This window comes from Croceitalea dokdonensis DOKDO 023 (assembly GCF_001306415.1).
Classification (GTDB): domain Bacteria; phylum Bacteroidota; class Bacteroidia; order Flavobacteriales; family Flavobacteriaceae; genus Croceitalea; species Croceitalea dokdonensis.
The window spans coordinates 95,891-118,080 of sequence record NZ_LDJX01000006.1 but is presented as its reverse complement, the minus strand read 5'-3'; the positions used below and the strand labels follow the sequence as shown (position 1 = coordinate 118,080).

17 protein-coding genes are annotated in these 22,190 nt (G+C 42.2%); 5 read left to right on the top strand and 12 right to left on the bottom strand.

The features are described from left to right. Positions 1–294 precede the first annotated feature (294 nt). The 3 genes from rpiB to I595_RS13165 all read left to right on the top strand — a co-directional run bounded on the left by rpiB (position 295) and on the right by I595_RS13165 (position 2,456). The gene (gene rpiB / locus I595_RS13175) at positions 295–726 is read left to right on the top strand and encodes a ribose 5-phosphate isomerase B (RefSeq protein ID WP_054559904.1); all 432 of its coding nucleotides are present in this window, start codon (positions 295–297) and stop codon (positions 724–726) included. A gap of 358 nt (positions 727–1,084) precedes the next feature. After that, entirely contained in the window at positions 1,085–2,008 is a 924-nt protein-coding gene (locus I595_RS13170; RefSeq protein WP_054559903.1) for a cation diffusion facilitator family transporter, read from the top strand. Between the two features lies 1 nt (position 2,009). Continuing rightward, entirely contained in the window at positions 2,010–2,456 is a 447-nt protein-coding gene (locus I595_RS13165; RefSeq protein WP_054559902.1) for a GNAT family N-acetyltransferase, read from the top strand. On the opposite strand, the gene I595_RS13160 is transcribed toward I595_RS13165, so the two are convergent. The 11 genes from I595_RS13160 to I595_RS13105 form a co-directional block, all read right to left on the bottom strand. Then, positions 2,446–2,820, bottom strand: coding sequence for a hypothetical protein (locus tag I595_RS13160; protein ID WP_054559901.1), 375 nt, complete (start codon positions 2,818–2,820; stop codon positions 2,446–2,448). The genes I595_RS13165 and I595_RS13160 overlap by 11 nt on opposite strands. A gap of 69 nt (positions 2,821–2,889) precedes the next feature. Then, positions 2,890–3,495, bottom strand: coding sequence for a hypothetical protein (locus I595_RS13155; RefSeq protein WP_054559900.1), 606 nt, complete (start codon positions 3,493–3,495; stop codon positions 2,890–2,892). Beyond that, on the bottom strand, positions 3,495–4,721 hold the full coding sequence (dcm, locus tag I595_RS13150; protein ID WP_054559899.1) for a DNA (cytosine-5-)-methyltransferase: 1,227 nt from the start codon (positions 4,719–4,721) through the stop codon (positions 3,495–3,497). Before dcm ends, I595_RS13155 begins: the two co-directional genes overlap by 1 nt. Positions 4,722–4,987: 266 nt before the next feature. Then, positions 4,988–6,829: a PAS domain-containing sensor histidine kinase gene (locus tag I595_RS13140; RefSeq protein ID WP_054559897.1), complete on the bottom strand. Its 1,842-nt coding sequence runs from the start codon at positions 6,827–6,829 to the stop codon at positions 4,988–4,990. A 124-nt stretch (positions 6,830–6,953) separates the two neighbouring features. Continuing rightward, positions 6,954–7,346 carry a response regulator gene (locus I595_RS13135; protein ID WP_054559896.1) on the bottom strand — a complete coding sequence of 131 codons (393 nt, stop codon included), beginning with the start codon at positions 7,344–7,346 and terminating at the stop codon, positions 6,954–6,956. Beyond that, positions 7,336–11,352 (bottom strand): chemotaxis protein CheB, encoded by a 4,017-nt coding sequence (locus tag I595_RS13130; protein WP_054559895.1) that lies wholly within the window; start codon positions 11,350–11,352, stop codon positions 7,336–7,338. The genes I595_RS13135 and I595_RS13130 overlap by 11 nt, the downstream gene beginning before the upstream one ends. A 143-nt stretch (positions 11,353–11,495) precedes the next feature. Beyond that, positions 11,496–13,121: a S41 family peptidase gene (locus I595_RS13125; protein ID WP_054559894.1), complete on the bottom strand. Its 1,626-nt coding sequence runs from the start codon at positions 13,119–13,121 to the stop codon at positions 11,496–11,498. Next, a complete protein-coding gene (gene rnpA / locus I595_RS13120) occupies positions 13,105–13,491 on the bottom strand; it encodes a ribonuclease P protein component (protein WP_054559893.1) in 387 nt (128 codons plus the stop codon). The genes I595_RS13125 and rnpA overlap by 17 nt, the downstream gene beginning before the upstream one ends. A 69-nt stretch (positions 13,492–13,560) precedes the next feature. Further along, on the bottom strand, positions 13,561–15,420 hold the full coding sequence (locus I595_RS13115; protein WP_054559892.1) for a M1 family metallopeptidase: 1,860 nt from the start codon (positions 15,418–15,420) through the stop codon (positions 13,561–13,563). 2 nt (positions 15,421–15,422) lie between these two features. Then, a complete protein-coding gene (locus tag I595_RS13110) occupies positions 15,423–17,072 on the bottom strand; it encodes a S8 family peptidase (protein WP_054559891.1) in 1,650 nt (549 codons plus the stop codon). Positions 17,073–17,181: 109 nt separating this feature from the next. Beyond that, a complete protein-coding gene (locus I595_RS13105) occupies positions 17,182–18,042 on the bottom strand; it encodes an MBL fold metallo-hydrolase (RefSeq protein WP_054559890.1) in 861 nt (286 codons plus the stop codon). A gap of 188 nt (positions 18,043–18,230) precedes the next feature. On the opposite strand from I595_RS13105, the gene I595_RS13100 reads away from it, so the two are divergent. Then, on the top strand, positions 18,231–20,063 hold the full coding sequence (locus I595_RS13100) for a cation:proton antiporter (RefSeq protein ID WP_054559889.1): 1,833 nt from the start codon (positions 18,231–18,233) through the stop codon (positions 20,061–20,063). A 52-nt stretch (positions 20,064–20,115) separates the two neighbouring features. Then, positions 20,116–20,379, top strand: coding sequence for a hypothetical protein (locus I595_RS13095; protein ID WP_054559888.1), 264 nt, complete (start codon positions 20,116–20,118; stop codon positions 20,377–20,379). On the opposite strand, the gene lepA is transcribed toward I595_RS13095, so the two are convergent. Next, entirely contained in the window at positions 20,376–22,172 is a 1,797-nt protein-coding gene (gene lepA / locus I595_RS13090; protein WP_054559887.1) for a translation elongation factor 4, read from the bottom strand. The genes I595_RS13095 and lepA overlap by 4 nt on opposite strands. Positions 22,173–22,190: the final 18 nt, after the last annotated feature.

Below are 22,190 nucleotides of genomic sequence, written 5' to 3'. Positions count from 1 at the left end.
TAATTTTTAATAAAAAATTGCCTTCCACTTGTTTATTTGTAGGATTAATTTGTGAGGCGGCTATGGATTAATTTTTAAAACTAAAATTTGAATAATGGACCAAAACAGACTATTACGTAAATGTGATTTTAAATCAAAAAAGAGTAGTAAGGAGTTATTGTTAGGTTATGCACAATTACCTTATCATTTAATAAGTTGATTTTAAACTAGGATACGGTCATATCATATTTAGATATCAACAAGCTCAATTTAAAAGAATTGTATTTTTGTAAAACGTACACTAAACACCATATCATGAAAATAGCCATAGGAAACGATCACGCTGGAACGGACTATAAATTGGCCATTGTGGGCATGTTAAAATCCAAAGGGATTACCGTCATCAATTATGGCACGGATGGTACGGATAGCGTGGATTATCCAGACTTCGCACATCCGGTTGCTGCAGATGTTGCTTCTGGGAAAGTAGATTTAGGCATTGTGGTCTGCGGTAGCGGTAATGGAGCAAATATGACCACAAACAAACATCAGTTGGTACGTAGTGCACTGTGTTGGAACAAGGAAATTACCGCCTTGGCCAGACAGCACAATGATGCAAATGTCCTTAGTTTACCTGCTAGGTTTATAGCATTGCCCCAGGCTTTGGAAATGGTGGATACTTTCTTAAACACCCCCTTTGAGGGCGGGCGGCATGAACGTAGAATTGAAAAAATAGCCTGTAGCTAGTTCAAATTCTAGTTTTTATTGGATATACCTACGAATCGTTGTGTTATACATTATTTTATCCAATGGATTTTTATTTCTTTTAGCCTGCGTAAATAACAAAATGTTCATTGTAAATAATACTTCTCACATGAGCACTCGTTCTTTATTTGACAACATTTTTCAAAAGACATCACAGCTGTAGTTAAGATTCCTAGTTATTTTATATTATTTTGGTTTTACCTAGGGAGTAGCTCAAAATAATTTTTGAGATAATAGGGGCAAGAAAGTTGAAGGCTATTTGATGCTTGGCCAACTGTAGATAAGAGCCAGCCCATTACAAACTAGTTGCACACCCTAATGTTTAGTGGTATTTTTAATTATGGCGCACCAACACCAACACGGTCATTCACATACCCATCATCATCACGACCTAAAAGGCCGTAATTTACTTATTTCCATTATTTTAAACGCGTTTATTACCTTGGCACAGGTAATTGGTGGTTTAGTGTCCGGTAGTTTGGCATTATTGTCTGATGCCTTGCACAACTTTAGCGATGTACTTTCTCTGGTCATTAGCTATATGGCCAATGTGCTTTCTAAGCGAAAGGCCTCCGCCAAAAAAACATTTGGCTACAAGCGCGCAGAGGTTATTGCCGCATTCGTGAACTCAGCAACGCTTATGGTAGTGGCAGTTTTTCTTATCATTGAAGCAGTAGAACGTTTTTACCATCCCAAGGACATAGGTTCTGACCTGGTAATTTGGCTTTCTATAATAGCTATTCTTGGTAATGGGTTTAGTGTCTTATTGATTAAAAAGGACTCGGATGTCAATATGAACATGAAATCTGCCTATTTACATTTGCTCACTGATATGATGGCATCCGTTGCCGTTTTAATAGGTGGGCTTTTGATGAAGTTTTATCAGGTCTTTTGGATAGATCCCCTATTAACTTTGCTCATCGCCCTGTATTTAGTTTATATGGGCTATGATTTATTGAAGCAGTCTACTAAAGTATTGATGTTGTTCACTCCTAAATCTGTAGCGGTAAATGATATTGTGGTGGCCATCTCCAATATTTCCCTGGTTAAGAACGTGCACCATGTACACATTTGGCAATTGAATGAAGAGGAGGTTCACCTAGAGGCACATATTGATTTTTTACAGGATATTAGACTGTCCGAGTTTGATAGGGTGCTTGAGCAAATAGAAAAGTTGGCTTACGATGAGTTTGGAATAAACCACGTAAACATACAACCGGAATTTGGCAAGTGTGACAGTAAGCAAATTATAGTACAAGATTAATATGGAAATAAGGGCAAAACGTTTTAAAGAACTAACCACGCAAGAACTGTATAATGTTTTACAACTTCGTAGTGAGGTTTTTGTGGTGGAGCAGGATTGCGTGTACCAAGATTTGGATGGTAAGGATCAAAAAGCCATCCATATCATCGGGAAAAAGATGGATAAAGTGGTGGCTTACACTAGGATTTTTAAGCCTTGGGATTATTTTGAAACCGCCGCCATTGGTAGGGTTGTGGTAAAGGAAGAAGAGCGTAAGCACAAGTATGGCCATACCATTATGCTTGCCTCCATCAATTACTTGGAAGAAGAATGGGGAGTGGATAAAATCACCCTTTCCGCGCAAACATACCTGTTGCGTTTTTACGAGAATCTAGGTTTTGAAAAAAAAGGCAACGAGTACTTGGAAGATGGGATACCACATATTAAAATGGTCCGAACTAAATCCTGATAGGGGTTTTTACACTAAGGTTTAGTGCAGAAAGTATGCTGTCAGTAAAGCGGTAGTGTCCTTTGGTGGTAATAATTTTAAACCTGTTGGAATTCATCCTACTTAGAGCGTCCAAAAACAATAGTTTGGATTTTAATAAACTTTCTTTGTTGGTTTTTAGACTGATTTCAAAAAAATATGTTCTACCATTTTTCTCGGCGACAATATCTGGAGTAATTTTAGTGTCCCGTTCTTTGTTTAGATAGGATTTTGGGGTGGGATAACCAGCTATATCAGCCTTAATGTTCTCAAACCCCTTGTATTCCAAGTGTTGAATGGATTTTTCTATAATTTCGCTGTTTTCCTGCTTGTTCTTAGTTACCATACCCTTTAAAATAAAATTTACGGGCTTAAATCCAAGGAATTAGGGCAGCTTAACAGGGCGTTAACAAAATCAAACCAATCTTTTGGCAATCCCCTCCCTTATAAGCCAGTCTAATTTTAATATAAGGTTTAAGGGCTGTTCTGCCTTGTTGTTTTTAGAAAAGAACAGATACCCTTCATTTTTTGGGTGAAGTTGTGGAAGTTCCGTTCTGCCGTGGGCATAGCGATCACGGCGGTCAATAAGGGTTTCTTGTGGCAATTGAAGCGTATGGATTTTAGTCAGTAATTTTTTTCTGTTTACCATGGTTATTTTACAAGAGGTATATTCGTTATTCTCTGCATAGATACCGGTAACAAGTGCGTAAAAATGGGTTTTTTTATAACTGTCCAAAAACCATCCTTTTTTAAGGAGTCCATGTTTGATATACGAAAGTTCAAAGGCGAATGTGGGTAAATCTTCATTGATATAGTCTAGCTGGGCCTTTTCATCCACATAAAAAACAGCATTGGATTTTTTTCGGGTCAAAATTAAGTCGATACCAGAGAACTGCTCTTTGGAAGAGGTACTGCGCACAAAGGTATACTGGTTCAAATATGTTTTATAATAAGTATCCAACAAGGGCATTAAGCGTTGTTCGTTGTTTAAATCGTTCTTAAAAGCGCTGTAAAGAGCCATTATGATTGTATTTGGGCTAAAAGGGACCTCGCTATGTTTGCTACCACACCTACAACAAGGGCATTGCCCATAAAAAAGGCGCGTTTGGTATCCGTTATTCCGTCAAGTTGGGTGTGATTATCAGGAAACATATTTAAACGCTCCAACTCTAATGGGGTTAATCTTCTTAGCCCATGTGGTGTACGTACCACATGTTTAAAACGGGAAGGGGAAGACCCCCCTTCTCCGGTGATAATGGTTCTTGACGCATTGTCAACTGCATCTGGGAACACCATGGCGCCTTCCGCGTAATGATATTTAAAACCATCCTTAGTGGTTCTCACCTCTTTTTTGGAACCTTTGAGATATTCCCATTTTTCCAAAGCTGCTTGATCAATATAAAATACAGGGTCTACGGCTCGCTTTTCTAAAACGTCTGCCAGGGTTTGTTTTGGCCCATCATAAGCGGCGGCCACTTTTATGGAGTTGACGGTATGGGCAAAACATAGACCGCTATTTTGGAACGGAGATAGGCCCCCACCAATATTAAACTGTTCAGAAAGGCTTACTAAATCCTTGTCCAATGTAAAGCTTCCAGCGGGTTTTTCTATGGGTGTCGCTGGAAAAGCCTCCGCCAGAACGCCATTTGCCGTAATGGTATCCTCAGCAGCTTGGTTCGTTATTTTTTGATACAATGGGGTACTTTTGTGGATGCCCACAAAGAATACCCGCCTCCTCCGCTGTGGCATCCCATAATCTGCTGCGTTGATGACCCGCCACTCTACGGCATATCCCAATTGTGACAAACTGCTTAACATAATGGCAAAATCACGACCGCGTTGTTTGGAAGGAGACTTAAGTAGCCGGTCCACATTCTCAAAAATCAGATATTTGGGCTTGTTTTTCTTTTCTTCTAAAATACGGTGAATAGACCACCATAACACGCCTTTTTTGCCAATAAGCCCTTTAGCGTTTTTTAAGGTGGTAGCCACGGAATAGTCTTGGCAAGGAAAGCCACCTACAAGAACATCGTGATCCGGAATGCTATCGGTAGGCACTTGGGCAATGTCCTGGTTACTGTGTCCTTTTGAGCCAAATCTTGCCTCATAGACCTTGGAGGCGTGCTGGGTTTTGGTAGAGGGTTCCCACTGGTTGCTCCAGACCACCTCAAATTCTCCCGTGGTTTCCAGTCCTAACCTAAAACCTCCAACCCCAGCAAACAGTTCGCAAACTTTAAGTTTATGCATGGGTTAAAAATAAGGCATTTGCGGAATAAACAGCTTGGTATTGCAAAGCCTATCTGATTAACTGGCAATATTGGAGGATGAGTATAAGGTAATCGCTAAAAGGGATATAAAAAGGAAAGATGTTTTGGACAAGGAAATCCGCAGACTTGACTTGAACAAGGGGATTTCACCACATCACAAGGCGGCCAAAAAGCATTGGAATAAAGGTGCAATCTGGCCGCATCAAAATAGTGATGTTTGTAATGCAAGTTGATATATTTGGGGAACTACCTATTTTTTGGAAAAAATAACCTAAAGACACTCCCCTTACCTATTTTACTTTCTACTAGAATTTTACCACCAAGAAGCTCTATTTGGTATTTTACCAAATACAATGAAGCCCCACTGGCATTGTCCATGTTCTGTAATGTTTTGTAAAGGGCAAAAAGTTTGTCTTTTTGTTTTTCCAAATCCATCCCAACCCCATTGTCCTCTATAAGCAGTACATCATGGGTTTTGGTCTCTTCCACACTTATAAAAACGATAGGCCGCTCCTGTTCATTTTTAAATTTAATGGCGTTCACCAAGAGGTTGGAAACGATACTTTCCAAATAAACCGGAATGGCTTGGATGTGATACCCATCCAATACTTCATTATGGACTTTGGCGTTGTACGTCTTAACAAGACCATTGTTGTTTTGGAGGCAACGGTATATGACATCACTGAGGTCTACCAGTTTTTTCTGAGAGTCCATCTGTTGCCTAATGGTCACTAGCTCACGAAGCCCCTTGATACTGGTAGCCAAATTTTCAGCGGATTGGAACAATATTTTTAACAGATTAGCGCGTTCCGTTTCTGATTTTTCATTTTGAAGAAAATTAAGCAGCAAATCAAAGTTGGTGGCATGCGCCTTTAGGTTGTGCGATGCCATATGCGTAAAATCCGTAATCCTTTTAAGTTCCTCGTTGGCCAAGGCCAATTGGGCCTCGGTTGCGGCTTCTTTGAGGTGAAAAGAGGTGACATCTTCACAACTTACCACAAGGTTCTGGCCAATAACCTTACCGCTAAACCGGAGAATAAGCTTTTGTCCAATCTGCTTGTGAAACACTTCTTTTTGGAGCCCTTGAAAAGAGGAATTGGTTTTAATGGAGCGGTACCATTGTATGCGCTCCTCCTTGGTAAACCAAAGAAAATCTTCCAAATGTTTTGCGACGACATCTTTTTTTGCTAGTCCTAGCAAATCTAAAAGCGCATGGTTGGCACCTATTATTTTTCCTGTTTTTAATGCTATGGCCCCAATACTCGCCGGTACATCTTCCAATAATACCAAGGTATCCGTTCTGGGCTTGTTTGTGTTTGGGCTTAACAACGGTTTTTTTGGACTATGCTTTTGAGCCTTGCGAATGGTACCGATGATTCTGGTACAGTTACCATTTTTAAATTTTGGCCTTCCAATAATATGCATTAGATCACCAGCCCTATTTTTTTCCGCCAAGGGTAGGTTTACGCTCCAGGGTTGGCCGGTGGTAATTGCAGCATCAAGGTAGTGTTTTAAGGACTTCCCTTCCGGATTGGTACCAAACAGTAAAATGGATTTTTTTAAGGAAGGCTCATAGGTTTTTGGAACTCCAAATAAGGCTTTAAGCTCTTTTGACCAGTATACCGTATTATCCTTAACGTTGTACTCCCAACTGCCAAAACTGGATTCCCATTTTTCTGTCAATAATGCCGGACTGTTCTTTACCTCAAGCTCCAAAGCGGTGTCTTGGGTAAGGTTTTTTACGTTTAAGATGATTCCAACAGCTTTTCCATAGCCATCCATCCAAGGGTTAATGTGCCAAAGAAAGGTCTTGGTATGCTGTTGATCGTCCACATATTTATCTACCATTTTAATATCTTTGAGACCTTCTAGGGCATATTCAAAGCTATCTTGCCAGGATTCATCTAATCTTGGAAATAATTGTAGAAAAGGTTTTTTTAAGGTGCTGTCCCGATTCAATCCAAATTCTTGGAACCAAGAATTGGAGGCATCGATAAGGGTACAGTCCTTATCCAGTAGTACGCTGGCAGATGGTAATTGGTTTACCCATTGAATGGCCGATGGGTGATTGCTTATAGACGTATTCATTTATCCCGAATTTACGTTGAAGGTAAAGTAAGAATAAACCTACAAAATTATATTTGTTGTAAGAAAAGCCGGTATTGTGGTGAATGTATCGGTTTATGTGGTATGGCCCACAAAAAAGTGCAGTTCATCGATCAAAATGAGTGCTCATTATTTCTTGTATGGTAGCGGTGTTCAATGGCTTTAACTTAATTTCTTGCACTAAGGGAAAGTTGGCAATTCGCTCCTTGTCCTCTGGGCTTAAGGAGGTGGTCAGCAAAATGATTTTAGCTTTTGTTTTGTCCGGGTGTCGCAACCGTTTATATTGGTTTAGGAATTCCCAGGCATCCATAGTGGGCATATTAATGTCTACCAAAATAAGTTCCGGAAAACTGTTGGAGGTATCGGACAGATAATTAAGTGCTTCTTGGCCTACCTGGAAGTCTACCACCTGCTCCGTGCAGGCATTTTTGGCTAAAAATTTTTTATGGATAAAATTGGTTGCTGCATTATCATCAACCAACATAATTTTATGCAACATGTTTTATGGGTTTGGTGTGGAGCGTAAAATGAAAGGAACTGCCTTTCCCTAGGTCGGAAGTAAGCCAGAGCTTACCACCGTGTAACGCCACGATTTTTTTACAATGGGCAAGGCCAATTCCGGTACCCTCATATTCGTCTGGATTGTGTAGCCGTTTAAACACATCAAATATTTTTTCTTGATTCTCTTGGGCAATCCCTATGCCATTGTCCATGACGCTAACCTCTACCTTATGTGAAAGATGTTTAATGGAGATGTTGATTTGGGGAATTCTATCCTTATCAATAAACTTTAAGGCGTTGCCCAAAAGATTAAGGAAAAGGGAATGAAGTTCCACCGCATTTCCCCATACCATGGGGAAATCTGGTAACCTTATGGTTGCATTGGACTCTTTAATCCGCAGTAAAAGATCATTCTTTACATCTTTAACGATCGCATTTAAATCGCACATTTCAAAACTGCCCTTGTTTCCTATTTTAGAGTACGCCAAAATGCTTTTGACCAGTTGCCCCATTCTGTTGGATGCTTGGATGATGTAATCCATGTAAACTTCCGCATTGTCGTCCAAGACCTCTTGATACTCTTCTTGTAACAGTCCCGTAAAGTCCGTTATGGTACGCAGCGGCTCTTGCAAATCATGGCTTGCCACGTAGGCAAAACGCTCTAGCTGATGATTGCTTTGTCTAAGTTCTTTTTCATAATTTTTTAGTGCAGTGATATCAATATGGCTCCCTACCATACGCACGGGGTTGTCATCTTTGTCCCACTCAATAACCTTGCCCTTGCACCAAACCCAAACAATACTGCCGTTTTTGTGATAGTACCGTACCTCATTGTCATACGGAATTTTGCCCTTGCTCTTTACGTGCTTATCAAAAACCTCATAAACGCCATCCAGGTCATCTGGATGGATAATTTTTTGCCATGATTCTGGGGAACTTTCCATTTCATGGTCTTCATACCCAAACATTTTTTTGAACGACGGGCTTAAATACTCCGTATTTTCCGGGATATTCCAGTCCCAAAAGCCAGCCATTGTATTTTCAATGACCTGTTCAAAGGCCATATTCTTATCCTTTATCTGATGTTCCATTTTTAGGAGGCGGCTTACATCCCGCCAACTGCCATAAATAGTCTTTAAACTTCCATCCTCATAAAACAAGGCCTTTGCGTTCACCCTAACGGGAAATTTTCCCCCAGATTTCTTGATTAGAAGATAGAGAACATCTTTTAGGTACCCTTTGGTTTTTACTTCTTCAAAATCTTTTTTGAACTTTTCAACATCGGTTACATGGTGTATGTCCAACAAATGTTTACCTATGACGTCATTAAGAGTATCGTACCCTAATTTTCTAAGAACCTCATTGTTGCAGTTTGTGATATGGCCGTTTTCATTCACCGCAACGAACATATCGGGCGCATTATCAAACAGTTCTTTATATTCTTTTTCACTATCTCTAAGGGCTTGTTCGGCAACTTTTAAGCCAGTAATGTTTACAAAGGTGATCACTACCCCCGTAATGCTGTTTTTAGCATCGTAAAAAGGACTGATTCGCTTTAAGAACCATCGTCCTTTTAGATCTTTCATTTCTTTTTGGAAAGGAACACCTCTTTTCATGACCTCCTTGGAATTTTCTAAAAGATCGTCCCCAATCGTTCCAAAATTATGGGTAAAGGCAGACAGTGGCCTGCCTGCATCCTCTATGGAAATATTATAATGCTCCAAGATGCCAGGGGTAAACTTTCTAATGTTCAACCCGCTATCCAGGAACAGCGTGTTCACATTGGAGCTTTTGAGAATATTGTTGATATGTGCATTGGCTTCCGCTAAATCGTGCACTTTTTGGTTGAGTTCTGCATTTACCGTATAGAGCTCTTCATTTACACTTTGCAGTTCTTCATTGGTGCTTTGTAGCTCCTCATTGGTGGCCAAAAGTTCTTCGTTAGATGTTTGTAGCTCCTCATTTCTTATTTCCAGCTCATGTTGTAGCCTTACCAAGGCGTGCCTCGCGTCCTTGAGCTCAGTTTCCAAGTGGGTAATGTGTTCGCCTTTGGTGCTCTCCATAAGCCCTTTGATCACATGGGCTTCTGTTTCTTTTTGCTCTCTTGGCATAAATACCAATAAGTGCTTATTGTTGGGTTCATCCGTGAGCGCCGCTTTTGGGAAAATAAGGATATCCGTTATCAGTTTTGCATCATCGGAAAGGGTTTTTAATCCCTCTACCTTTACTTTTTCCCCAGTTTGGATGGCACGGTTAAAACCAACGTTCAAAGGCGCTCGCATATGTTCAGGAACCAAATCAAATAAATCTGTGGAGAACCCTTGTTGGGGCAACTGTAAATATTTGCTGAAATTCCCTACGGCTTCCGCTATTTTAAAGTGTTGGTCGATCAACAGAAAAGAAAGGTCCAATATCTGTGGTAAGCACTTGTTTAAGACCTCAATAAGTTCATATTTGGCAAATGTATTGGAAGACGGCCCAACGGCATGGTTCACGGTGGGATTATAGCGGGTACCTTCCAGGCTTACTTTTTGTGCGTAAAGGGACTTGGACACTTTTAAGTTTTTAAATACCCGATTTTTACTGTTTAGTTCCTGAAAAGAGTCTTTGTGTACACCTATGCTTTCACTTTTCCCCAACACCATAATACCCCCAATGTTTAGAGAATATTGCAGCGTACCAATAATATTGGCGCGCGCTTCTTTGTTCATATAAATGAGCAAGTTTCTGCACATTACCAAATCCATTTTTCCAAATGGCGGATCAACCAGGACGTTATGCACACTAAACACCACCATTTGTCTTAAATGGTCGTTGATGAGGTATTTGCCATCTATTTTATCAAACATTCTCCCTATTTGGGCTTGACTAAGGTTTTTAACAGCCGATTTACTGTAATATCCTTTACTTGCAAAATTGATGTTCTCTTGACTGGCGTCCGAGGCAAAAATTTTGACATGTAAGGTGGTGTGCCGCTGCAATAGGAGTTCCTGGCTCACCATGTCTGCTAAACTATAGGCTTCCTGTCCCGTGCTGCAACCTACGCTCCAAAACTTTAGAGTGTCACCCTTTTTTTTCTTTTTAATGATGTCCGGCACTATTTTTCCCTTGAGGTAGGACCAAACTTCTTTATCCCTATAAAATTCTGTTACAGAGATTAAAAATTCGCTTTTTAATAACAGGGATTCTTTTTTATGTTCCAGCACATGTGAAAAATAGTTTTCAAAACCTTGAAAACCCCCTAAGCTGATGCGTTTTGCGATTCGCCTTATCAAGGTTGGTTTTTTAAAGTAACCAAAATTAAATAGGGTAATGGTTTCTACGTGATGCAGTAATTTTTCCAGCAATTGTGGTTTACGATCAATTTCTCGCTCAATGGTAGTTTTTCTCTGTTCATTCACAAAACGTGCAATAATGCCTGGCATTTTGGCAGCAGACGTTACATAATTTACAACTCCAGTCTGTATGGCCGAAATAGGCATGCCATTGAATTTGGACTCTTCTGAGCTTTGGGCCACAACCACTCCGCCAAGTTCATGTATCCGCTGTGCGCCCTTTGTACCATCACTTCCAGTACCACTAAGCAAAACGGCAATAGCATTGCTTTTTTCCTCTTGCGCCAAGGAATCAAAGAAAATATTGATGGGCATGTTCAGTTCTCTGCTGTCCGGCTTGTTGGACAACAGCAGCGCCCTGTCCTTTAAGATCATATTTTTTCCCGGCGGAATAAGATAAACACTTCTTGGCGCAAGGTGCATTTCATGTTTTACCTCAAAAATGGGCAAAGAGGTGTTTTTTTCCAACAGTTCTTTCATCAAACTCTTGTGGGCCGGGCTTAGGTGTTGTACAATAACAAAGCTGTGGAGAAAGTTGGAGGGCACGTGGTCAAAGAACAGTTTTAGCGCCTCTAGGCCACCGGCACTGGCACCAATTCCAATAATGGAAAATTGACTTTCAGGTTCAGAAGGAATACCCGGAGAAACAAGCTCTTTTCGTTTTGCCATTGACAGGGAGATGTGATAAACGACAGCAGAAAGATAGGCATAATCTTAACAACAAATAAGGTTCCCCTTACATATAAGCTGTATGTAGGTACAGATGATACCCTTTAAACTATGGTGAGATCAAAACTTGGCTCCATTTTGGCCTACTCTAGTATTTGTTTGTAGCGTTGTGCGTTCCCCAAAAGTTCCACAGCCGTTTTTATGGCGTCATCATGGGTAATGGCATAGTCATAAAGCCCTTGTCTGTAGAAATAGCGCTTAATGATTTCATCTGTCAATTGTTTTTTGATTTGATCTTCATAAGTGTCCAAGGCCGCTATTTTTTCTTTGTTGACGGCTAACACCAAATTTTTGTAAGAGTCTTGTACGTTTTTGCCCAACAAGCTTTCGTCTTCGTTAAGGGCGGTTTCCAAAAGTTTTTCCGTTTTTGTTTTAAAATCAAAACCCTTGGTCTCCAAATGTGCTTTAAACGCAGTATAATCCGCTTTTGTAAAGGTGAACTCTTCCAAGCTGGAAAAGGAATGGTTGTAATAGAAATCAGTGGCAAAGTCAAAAATGATGTTTTCGTTGACCAAGGCCTTGGTCAGTGCATTGGATTGTAGGGAATTGATTTCCACATCTGGCATCACTCCCCCACCATCTTCTACGGTTCTACCGTTTTTGGTCTTAAATTGTTTAAAGTTGGTGTTCCTTACCGCATTGCCATCCCCGTCACGGTTCCAATAGTCCAAGGATTGTATACAACGGCCAGAAGGGGTGTAGTATCTGGAAATGGTGACTTTTAGTTGGGTACCGTAGGTTAGTTTTAAGGGGCGCTGCACCAAACCTTTTCCAAAACTCCGAGCGCCAATGATGACGGCCCTATCTAGATCTTGAAGGCCACCAGAAACTATTTCACTGGCGGAGGCACTGCTCCCGTTTACCAAAACCACTAGAGGAATATCAAGATCTACCGGTTGATTTTTAGTACGGTATTCCTTGTTAAACTTTTTTACTTTGGATTTTGTGGTGACGATCAATTCGCCCTTTGGAACAAAAAGGTTGCAGACATTAATAGCTTCTGACAGTAAGCCACCAGGGTTCCCCCTGAGGTCCAGAATAATGCGTTCTGCCCCTTTTTCCTTTAATGAAATTAAGGCTTCCTTGGTCTGCCCAGATGCTTTTCTATTGAATCTTGACAAAACTATATATCCTGTCTTCTCGTCCACCATTTGGGAGTAAGGTACGGCATCAACCTCCACACCTTCCCTTTTAATGGTGGCCCGTTGTGATTTTCCCCGCCTTACAAAGGTGATGTCCACGGTGGAGTTGTTGGCTCCCTTTAACAATTCACTGGCGTTATCGTCAAAATCCGCTACTTTAATATCCCCTATTTGGGTAATTTCATCTCCCGCCTTGAGGCCTGCCTTATCTGCCGGATAGTCCTTGTAGGGCTCCACAATCACCAATTTATCGATGTAAGACCTGACCAATGCCCCAATGCCCGAGTATTCCCCGGCATTCTTTATTTTATATTCTTCAACGTCCTGTTCGTTCAAAAACTTGGTGTACGGGTCCAGGCCGTTTAGCATGTTCTTAATGGCAACATCCATTAATTCGGCCGGGTTGGTCTCATCCACATAGTTCATGTTCAGTTCTTTGAACAGGGTTGTGAAGATCTCTATCTGTTTGGCAATTTCAAAAAAATCACTTTTAAAGGCCGTTGTGGTAAAAAGTACCCCAAGGGCAAAAATGGGAATCAGAAAACGGGTTTTAGTGGACTTTTTCATTGCTGAGTATGTTGTTGAATTTTTGAAGCACGCCAATTACTTTTTTAGAGAGCGTAGCGTAGTCTGGCATTTCTTTGCCAAGATATAAAATAGCCAACGCAAAACTTTGGCCATTGTTGTTAAAAACCAACGGTTTGTTTAGCCGTAAAGACTCCCTGAGCAAGCGCTTTATACGGTTTCTTTTTACCGCACTTTTAAAACTTTTCTTGGGAACGATGACCATGGCCTTAAAAGCGGTGTCTTCCAAAAAAGTTGTTTCTAGGTAGATGAGCTTTATCGGATAGTTGTTAAGGTGCTTTCCGTTGGAGAACAACGCCTCTATGTGCTTTTTGTTCTTAAGCCGCTCTTTTTTGGGAAAGCTAAAATCCATAGGTTAAAAATAGTGCATCCGCCCTACACTATGGTGTGACGGATGCCGCTTTTACCGTAAACGCAAGGGTTATTCCGCGTTTGGCTCGTATACATTGTTTTCTGGGTTGCAATCTGCCATCAACAAAGAAGGGTCTATCATGATTCCTGCCACCTGGCTCAAGGGCATATCCAAAACCAGTTCATAGGTAGGGAACGCCCAGGCCCAATCTTCTTTTACGGTTCTTTTAATACCCTCGTACGGATTGTCCTTTTCACCTCGCATCATCCGTAAGGGTATGTAATAGGTTTCTTGATTACCCTGTTTATCAACCACTAAAATATCCAGTGGCATGGGCATTAGACCAATACGCTCTAGCACCAGCTTGGTCTTTCCGTTTTCCTCTGCAACGGATTTGATGCCGTAGTCAATGGTGTTGGTGGTCTGTGTCCAATCCGTAAGATACCAATCCAGTTCTATTCCAGATACTTTTTCTGCCGTTCTTTTGATGTCATTGGGCACGGGATGTTTAAACTTAAAGTCTTCATAGTATTTCTTCAAGGTCTGCATCAGTTTGTCCTGCCCAATCACATAACCCAACTGGGATAAGAAAATAGCCCCTTTGCTGTAGGCGGAAATTCCGTACGCAAAATTAAGGTCATAACGGTCTGCATGGGTAGTTTGTGGCTGTTCCTTACCGGATTTAACCAAGTTATAATAGCCGCGATAGGAGCCCTCAAAGGGATTTTCTTTGTTCTGTTCCATAATCTGGTTCATACAAAGGCTGCTGATAAAAGAGGTAAAGCCTTCATCCATCCATTCGTGCTTGGCTTCGTTGGTGGCCAAAATGTGTTGGAACCAAGAATGTGCCATTTCATGCACCATTACCCCTACAAGACTTCCAAATTTCCGTTCTCCGGTAATAAGGGTACTCATGGCGTATTCCATACCACCGTCTCCGCCTTGAATTACAGAGTATTGATCATAAGGGTACTTCCCGATATTGTTGCTAAAAAACTCCATTGCCGCCTTGGTTTTGGGTTGTAGGTTCTTCCAATTTTCCGCTAGCTCTGGTTTGTTTTTGTAAAAAAAGTGTAAGGTAGGACCGTCTTCCATCTGTAAGGTATCGTGCACGTATTCTGGGTCTGCTGCCCACATAAAATCGTGCACATTGGGTGCCTTAAAGTGCCAAGTGAGGGTTTTACCGCGTCTTTTGACCTTGGTTTCCGGGGCTTCGTAACCGTGGCCAATTTCATTGGGGTTTTGCAGGTATCCGGTACCTCCCACTACGTAATCCTTGTCCAAGGTTAGTTTAACGTCAAAATTGCCCCACACCCCATGAAATTCCCTAGCGATGTAGGGGTTGGGGTGCCATCCTTCAAAATCATATTCGGACAATTTGGGATACCATTGGCTCATGGATAGTGCCACCCCTTCGGAACTGTTCCTGCCAGAACGTCTAATTTGTAGGGGCACTTGTCCTTTAAAGCTCATTTCCAAGGCGGTTTTAGCCCCGGGCAACAGGGGTGTTGCCAAATCTACCACCAAGATGGTTTCTTCCTCGTTATAGGTTACCTGCTGTCCATCTTGGGTAAGTGAGGTGGCATGTAGGTAACCTATTTCACTTTCTGTGAGCGAGGCGATCCTACTCTTGCCCTCGTTCATCATTCTTTTGTCCCCATCCTTGATGGTCTGCAAGCGGATATCCATTTCGCTTCCTGGCTGGAAGGCATTAAAGTACAAATGGTAATACACCCTGTCCAAGGTGTCTGGAGAATTGTTGGTATACACCAATTTTTGGGTGCCCTCGTAGGTAAAGGTTTCCACGTCCATGAGCACTTCCATGGTATAGTCCACATGCTGCTGCCAATAGGTGTTGTTGTTTTGGGCAACTAAGGTACTAAGCCCCAGCAATAGGCCATATACCATTTTTTTTGCGAGTTTGTACATCGTTATTCAGCGTTTGGGTCAAATGTTATTTTTCCATTATTCAATTGATCGGCCAGTAGCAGCGCGTTATAAGCGTTCACCATCCTTCCGGATTTGGATACTTCTGAAAAGGGCCTTGCGTTTTCTGGATTGCCACCAAGCACTACCTGTGCTTTGGTAGGAAGGCCGGACTGCATCAATACTTTCTTAACCTGTGATGCCGTTAGTTTGGGATAGTGGGAACGAATCAACGCAGCAATACCGGCAACTGCGGGAGCCGCCATGGAAGTGCCACCTTGGGACTTGTATTTGTTATTGGGCATAGTGGAATAGATATCATCGCCAGGAGCAAAAACATCCACGTTGTTGCTTCCATAATTGGAGAAGGTAGCCAACATTTTAGACCCATAGGAAGGCGCTAACGCCCCAACGGTGATTACGTTGTCCGCAATTTCCTTGCCCTGAAATTTATGGTCATTGGGAAAATTGGGATTTTCTTTGTCATCAAGATCGTTTCCGTCGTTTCCGGCGGCATGTACGATCAGCACGTCTTTGGATGCGGCATAGCCGATAGCGTCATAAACCCATTCTGCATTTGGGGAGAAAGATTTACCAAAACTACAGTTAATGATTTTAGCGCCATTGTCCACCGCATACCTTATACCCAAGGCAATATCCTTATCGTACTCATCCCCATTGGGCACTGCTCGTATGCTCATTAACTGCACGTTATTGGCAACACCGTTGATGCCAATACCGTTATTGCGTTCCGCTGCGATGATTCCGGCCACATGGGTACCATGGCTTTCATCATCTACCCGGTGGTTTGGGTTTCCGTCGCCATAGCCCCTGCTGTTAAAATCATAGGGATTGTCTCCTACCACGGCCCGGCCGTCAAAATCTTTGTTAAGGTTGTAATTGGCTCGCTCCGTGAAATATGTTAAACCGTCTGTAACCTCTGAAATTACTTCATCTATGGAGTCGGCATATTGGTACATTTGCGTTAATATGCCTACATTTTGTTGCATGGCCTCAGAGCTAGGTTTCATCGCCAGAAGGTCTGCTTTGGTATAACTGTCCTTACCCAGTTCTTTTTTGACAGCGGCATCGGCATTTTTTACTGCCTGTAATATCTGCTCGTACTGTTGTTTGTTCTGCAGCGTCTGTGGGTATTCACTGTCAAGTTTTGCTTTTGCCTTGGCAAGCATTGCAGCCCCCCCGATATTTAAACGCAACATACGGGCATATTCCAGCTGTTCGTTGTAAGATTCGCCAAGAAAATTATAGCCGTGGATATCGTCCACATAGCCGTTGTTGTCATCATCCTTGCCATTTCCTGGCTTTTCATCCTTGTTTACCCAAAGCACACCGTCCAGGTCTTCATGGTCCAGATCCATCCCGGAGTCCAATACGGCAACCACAACGGTTTCCCCTTTTTTATTTTTAATAATTTCCTCGTACGCCTTATCCACGCTCATGCCAGGTATGGTATCCTTGAGAAGATCTGCATGCCCCCATGATTTTAGTTGGGCCTCCGTAAGTTCTGTCACTTTTAAGGGGATGGTGTCAATATTTTCTATTGGGGTGGAAACCAAAGTGGTGGCGCCACACCCTAACAAGAGGAATGAGCCTCCCAAGAGGCCAAAAATTGTTTTTGAAATTTGAATTGTCATAGGTAAAGTTTAATAGCTAATGAATTTATCGTTTTATACTCTTTTTTGTTTAGTGTCCGATGCTGATGTTCGAGACCCTATCTTAGTCCTTGGGTGCCCAGGGTGATGGTCAATTAAAAAGCTCATCAAAGGAGAAAACAGCTTTAAGCCTTGCCCCTTTCTCCGTGTTTTGTAGGGTACATAGCTCATTGTGCGCGTCATGTTCAAAAAACAGCACGTATTCCTTGTCCACTGCCTGTTCTAAAAAACGTGCCTTTTCCTCTAAAGTGATCAGTGGCCTTGTATCGTAACCTATCACATAAGGTAATGGAATATGGCCCACAGTGGGCAACAGATCAGCCATGTAGACCAGGGTCTTTCCTTTGTAATGGATATGGGGAATCATCTGCTTGTCCGTATGGCCATCAACACACAACACATCAAAACCAAGCTCGGTGTTTTTAATAAAGTGTTGGCCGTTGCGTTCCAGAAATCTCAGCTGGCCACTTTCTTCCATGGGCAACAAATTTTCCTTTAGAAAAGAGGCTTTTTCCCTAGCGTTGGGTTCTGTGGCCCATTTCCAATGGTCTTTATTGGTCCAAAAAAGGGCGTTTTTAAAAGCGGGCTCGTATCCCGTTCGGTCCTTGTTCCATTGGATACTGCCACCGCAATGATCAAAATGGAGGTGGGTCATGAACACATCTGTAATATCATCACGATGAAAACCAAACTTTTGTAATGATTTGTCCATATTGTCCTCCCCCCACCGATGGTAGTAGCCAAAAAACTTATCGGATTGTTTATTGCCCATGCCGGTATCTATCAAAATCAAGCGATTGCCGTCTTCTATCAACAAACTTCTGGCACCAATATCTATAAGATTGTGGGCGTCCGCGGGGTTGGTGCGTTGCCAAATGGTCTTGGGGACCACGCCAAACATAGCGCCGCCGTCCAATTTAAAATTTCCAGTCTCAATGGGGTACAAGGTCATGTCAACAACAAAATGACGCACAAATTAAGAAAACCAAAATGCAAATGGGAAGTTGTCTTAAAATTATTGGAAGTTTTTAACAAAGAGAAGCTTCGGGCGCCCTAGGGTTTGCCCATAAATTTCGATAGTCTTGGGCCGTAAGGGTGGCTGAAATGGAATAAAAAATGTAATTTCCCAAAAAATCAACCATGCTCGAACTAGCGGGAATCATCATACTTGGAATTATTGCCCAATGGGTGGCCTGGCGTTTAAAATTGCCCGCAATTTTGCCTTTGATACTCATTGGCTTGATCGTTGGGCCTATTGCAACATTGTACACGGAGGACGGGAGCAAGCTTATTGAACCTATTTGGAATGGGACCAAAGGCTTGTTTCCCGGTGATGGGCTGTATTATTTTGTGTCGCTTGCCATTAGCATTATCCTTTTTGAAGGCGGACTCACCTTAAAACGTTCAGAAATTGCCAATGTAGGCCCTGTTATCACCAAGCTTATTACTTTGGGTTCTACGGTAACCTTCTTTGGCGCGGGCATAGCCGCGCATTATATCTTTGGTTTGTCTTGGCAAATTTCTTTTTTGTTCTCTGCCTTAATCATCGTAACCGGACCCACCGTGATTACCCCTATCCTTAGAAACATACCACTTAAAAAAGATGTGTCCGCCGTACTAAAATGGGAAGGAATCCTTATTGATCCCATTGGCGCCCTAGTGGCGGTATTGGTGTTTGAATTTATTAGCGTGGGAGAAGGAAGTGCCTTTACACAGACAGCGCTCATAGAGTTTGGTAAAATCCTGTTATTTGGCACTACCTTTGGATTTACTTTTGCGCATGCCCTTGCCTTTGCCATAAAAAAGAATTTTATACCTCATTATTTAATGAATGTGGTATCCCTTTCCGTAGTATTGCTGGTATTTGTGGAGTCCGACATTTTTGCACACGAGTCAGGCCTATTGGCGGTTGTGGTGATGGGCATGGTCATGGGGAACATGAATTTGCCAAACATCAAGGAGCTGCTCTACTTCAAGGAATCGCTGAGCGTTCTTTTAATATCCATCCTTTTTATTTTATTGGCGGCAAACATCAATATTTCGGACCTTGAACTGCTGTACAATTGGCAAACGGTGGTATTATTTTCCATTGTGGTCTTTCTCATCCGTCCGCTTGGGGTTTTGTTGAGCACACAAGGTTCTGGATTAAAAATCAACGAAAAACTTTTTATTGGCTGGGTAGGGCCCCGTGGTATCGTGGCCGCCGGTATTGCCTCCTTATTTGGCTCCAAGCTACTGGCCAAAGGGGAGCCAGGGGCAGAGTACATTACCCCCTTGGTATTTATGATTGTTTTGGGAACGGTATTGCTCAATGCCACTACCGCCAGGTTGTTTGCCAAACTGGTGGGGGTGTTTTTGACCAAATCCGAGGGCATTTTGGTCATCGGGGCCTCAAAAGTCTCCCGTTTGATTGCCAATTACCTGCGCAAAAACAATAGGCACGTGGTAGTCATAGACAACAACCAGACCAATATAGACAAGGCCAAAAAACTGGGCATTGAAGCCATGACCGCCAATATTTATTCAGATTCGTTAGCAGATAATATTGAATTGAACGATATGGGCTACCTCATGGCGCTCACCGGAAATTCCGATATCAATAAGTACGCCATTGAAACCTTTAAACATCAGTTCGGTGAAAATGGAGCGTTCCGTATCGTAGATGTTGAAGAGATGAACGACCCTGAAAACAATCCACAGGAAGGCCTGTTTTCACATACGGATGACTTTATAAAGCTGACTGATGCCGCACGAAAATACCCATCCATTAATGAGATTGCATTGACCGATAAAGAACAATACCAGAGCCTAATTGAAATCTCCCAGGCCGATGAGGACATTATTCCGCTCTTTCTAAAGGATGACCGTGGTGACTTAAAAATCATTTCTGCCATGGACAAGGCCAACTACGATATAAAGGCAGGGTATAAGCTCGTGTATTTGGGCAAGGTTTTTGATACCGACCAAGCATAAGGCCATACCCTGTCCTAGAATGCATCCATTCCCTTGTCAAAAAAATAGTTAGATGCCCGCTCATATAAACGGTCCTAGCATTCCAAGCCGTGAAGTAGTTATTAGAAGCTTTTTAAAAGCATGGGTGGATTACGGCCGAAACCTTTTTATAGGAGATAGTCATATGGAGGCCGCCGGTACAACCTCATTGTCCCAGAAGCGTGTATTGACTATTTATTTACCGTTTCCGGGATTTTTATGGGCAGTGAAAGCAACGGTAACCATTACAGCAATTAAAAAGCCAACTTTATTTTATAGTTGGCTTTTTGTATTTTAATCATTCAACTTCAAAACGGCCATAAACGCCTGTTGTGGAATTTCTACATTACCCACTTGGCGCATACGTTTCTTACCTTTTTTCTGTTTTTCCAACAGTTTTCGTTTTCGGGAAATATCCCCCCCGTAACATTTGGCGGTAACATCTTTACGAAGTGCTTTAATGGTTTCCCTCGAAATAATTTTGGAGCCTATGGCCGCTTGTATAGGAATATCAAACTGCTGCCTAGGAATCAGTTCCTTTAGTTTTTCGCACATCTTTTTTCCTATGGTGTGGGCATTATCAAAATGCACCAATGCAGAGAGTGCGTCCACAGGCTGGGCGTTTAACAGAATATCCACGCGAACCAATTTGGAGGCCCGCATGCCAATGGGGGTATAGTCAAAAGAAGCGTACCCTTTGGAAACCGTTTTCAACCGATCATAGAAATCGAACACAATTTCTGCCAAGGGCATATCAAAGCTTAGTTCTACCCGTTGGGTGGTCAAATAGGTCTGGTTGGTAATCTGCCCCCGTTTTTCTATACATAGGGACATCACATTACCTACAAAATCAGATTTGGTGATAATGGTAGCTTTGATGAAGGGTTCCTCTACCCGATCAACGGTAGAAGGGTCTGGCAAATCGGACGGATTGTTCACAATGACAATGTCTTCCGTATTTTTAGTGGTAAACGCATGATAGCTTACGTTGGGTACGGTGGTAATGACGGTCATGTTAAATTCCCGTTCTAACCGTTCCTGGATAATTTCCATATGTAGCATCCCTAAGAACCCACAGCGAAAACCAAAGCCCAAAGCCGCACTACTTTCTGGTGTAAACACCAAGGAAGCGTCGTTTAGCTGTAGTTTTTCCATGGAAGATCTCAGTTCCTCAAAATCTTCTGTATCTACGGGATAAATGCCAGCAAAAACCATGGGCTTTACATCCTCAAAACCTGCAATGGCATTGCTGGTAGGTTTTGCCGCATCTGTAATGGTGTCTCCCACTTTTACTTCACGGGCGTCTTTGATACCCGTTATTAAATAGCCAACGTCACCCGTGGAAATGAGTGGTTTTGGTTGTTGTTTTAGTTTTAGGGTGCCAATTTCATCGGCGTAATAATCCTTGTTGGTGGCTACGAACTTAATGCGCTGGCCTTTTTTTATTTCGCCATTGATGACCCTAAAATAGGTCTCAACCCCACGAAACGGGTTGTATACAGAGTCAAAAACCAGTGCCTGTAGGGGTTCGTCCTTAACGCCTTTGGGGGCCGGTATTCTATCAATCACCGCTGTTAGGATGGCTTCAATACCAATCCCGGTCTTTGCACTTGCAGGAATCACCTCTTCTGGGGTGCAGCCCAAGAGATCTACAATATCATCAGTAACCTCTTCCGGGTTGGCACTGGGCAAGTCTACCTTGTTCAATACCGGGATAATTTCCAAGTCGTTTTCAAGGGCCAGATAAAGATTGGAGATGGTCTGGGCCTGTATGCTTTGGGCCGCATCTACTACCAATAACGCCCCTTCACAGGCAGCAATGGACCGGGACACCTCATAAGAGAAATCTACATGCCCTGGCGTATCAATAAGGTTAAGGATATAGGTTTCCCCTTGGTGTACATACTCCATTTGGATGGCATGGCTCTTAATGGTAATTCCGCGTTCGCGTTCCAAATCCATATTATCCAGCAATTGGTCTTGCTTTTCACGTTCGGTCACCGATCCCGTAAAGTCTAACAAACGGTCCGCTAAAGTGCTTTTACCGTGGTCAATATGTGCAATGATGCAGAAATTTCTAATCTTTTCCATAGAACTTGCAAATATAGG

What these genes read in the sequence shown, in the direction of transcription:
- rpiB (WP_054559904.1), top strand. Translation starts at nt 295, where the DNA reads ATGAAAATAGCCATAGGAAACGATCACGCTGGAACGGACTATAAATTG.
- I595_RS13170 (WP_054559903.1), top strand. Translation starts at nt 1,085, where the DNA reads ATGGCGCACCAACACCAACACGGTCATTCACATACCCATCATCATCAC.
- I595_RS13165 (WP_054559902.1), top strand. Translation starts at nt 2,010, where the DNA reads ATGGAAATAAGGGCAAAACGTTTTAAAGAACTAACCACGCAAGAACTG.
- I595_RS13160 (WP_054559901.1), bottom strand. Translation starts at nt 2,820, where the DNA reads ATGGTAACTAAGAACAAGCAGGAAAACAGCGAAATTATAGAAAAATCC.
- I595_RS13155 (WP_054559900.1), bottom strand. Translation starts at nt 3,495, where the DNA reads ATGGCTCTTTACAGCGCTTTTAAGAACGATTTAAACAACGAACAACGC.
- dcm (WP_054559899.1), bottom strand. Translation starts at nt 4,721, where the DNA reads ATGCATAAACTTAAAGTTTGCGAACTGTTTGCTGGGGTTGGAGGTTTT.
- I595_RS13140 (WP_054559897.1), bottom strand. Translation starts at nt 6,829, where the DNA reads ATGAATACGTCTATAAGCAATCACCCATCGGCCATTCAATGGGTAAAC.
- I595_RS13135 (WP_054559896.1), bottom strand. Translation starts at nt 7,346, where the DNA reads ATGTTGCATAAAATTATGTTGGTTGATGATAATGCAGCAACCAATTTT.
- I595_RS13130 (WP_054559895.1), bottom strand. Translation starts at nt 11,352, where the DNA reads ATGGCAAAACGAAAAGAGCTTGTTTCTCCGGGTATTCCTTCTGAACCT.
- I595_RS13125 (WP_054559894.1), bottom strand. Translation starts at nt 13,121, where the DNA reads ATGAAAAAGTCCACTAAAACCCGTTTTCTGATTCCCATTTTTGCCCTT.
- rnpA (WP_054559893.1), bottom strand. Translation starts at nt 13,491, where the DNA reads ATGGATTTTAGCTTTCCCAAAAAAGAGCGGCTTAAGAACAAAAAGCAC.
- I595_RS13115 (WP_054559892.1), bottom strand. Translation starts at nt 15,420, where the DNA reads ATGTACAAACTCGCAAAAAAAATGGTATATGGCCTATTGCTGGGGCTT.
- I595_RS13110 (WP_054559891.1), bottom strand. Translation starts at nt 17,072, where the DNA reads ATGACAATTCAAATTTCAAAAACAATTTTTGGCCTCTTGGGAGGCTCA.
- I595_RS13105 (WP_054559890.1), bottom strand. Translation starts at nt 18,042, where the DNA reads ATGACCTTGTACCCCATTGAGACTGGAAATTTTAAATTGGACGGCGGC.
- I595_RS13100 (WP_054559889.1), top strand. Translation starts at nt 18,231, where the DNA reads ATGCTCGAACTAGCGGGAATCATCATACTTGGAATTATTGCCCAATGG.
- I595_RS13095 (WP_054559888.1), top strand. Translation starts at nt 20,116, where the DNA reads ATGCCCGCTCATATAAACGGTCCTAGCATTCCAAGCCGTGAAGTAGTT.
- lepA (WP_054559887.1), bottom strand. Translation starts at nt 22,172, where the DNA reads ATGGAAAAGATTAGAAATTTCTGCATCATTGCACATATTGACCACGGT.